This is a genomic window from Pseudoflavonifractor sp. 60, from assembly GCF_009911645.1.
Classification (GTDB): domain Bacteria; phylum Bacillota; class Clostridia; order Oscillospirales; family Oscillospiraceae; genus Lawsonibacter.
Map to the genome: position 1 here is coordinate 1 of NZ_QWKI01000370.1, position 515 is coordinate 515.

1 protein-coding gene is annotated in these 515 nt (G+C 50.5%); it reads left to right on the forward strand.

All coding sequences use genetic code 11. The features are described 5' to 3' along the window. A partial coding sequence (locus D1646_RS22440; RefSeq protein ID WP_160638532.1) for an ATP-binding protein occupies positions 1-515 on the forward strand: 515 nt, incomplete at both ends.

Here is a 515-nt window from a genome sequence, read left to right on the forward strand (position 1 = left end):
CCTCAACATTGTGGAGGTTTTGGATCACATTTTCTCAGAAGAGGCCAAATCCAAGCGGAAACGAGCCTATGAGAAGCAAATTCAGATGTCTGGCTTTCCCATTAAGAAAACCCTGGACGACTTTGATTTCTCCTTCCAGCCCTCCATCGACAAGCGCCAAATCGTAGCTACCATGTGCTTCCTGGAAAACGGGGAGAATGTAGTATTCCTCGGCCCGCCAGGTGTGGGCAAGACTCATCTGGCCTCCGCTTTGGGCCTAGTGGCAGCACAGCACCGTTTCTCCACCTACTACATCAACTGCCACCAACTCATTGAACAGCTCAAGAAGGCCCACTTTGAGAACCGTCTGCCGGATAAGCTCAGGGTTCTGTCCAAGTACAGGATGCTCATCATCGACGAAACCGGCTATCTTCCTATGGATATCCAAGGCGCGAACCCGTTCTTTCAGCTCATTGCCGAGAAAACGTCTACTGTCTTTACCTCCAATAAAACGTTCCCCCAGTGGAATGAGGTCT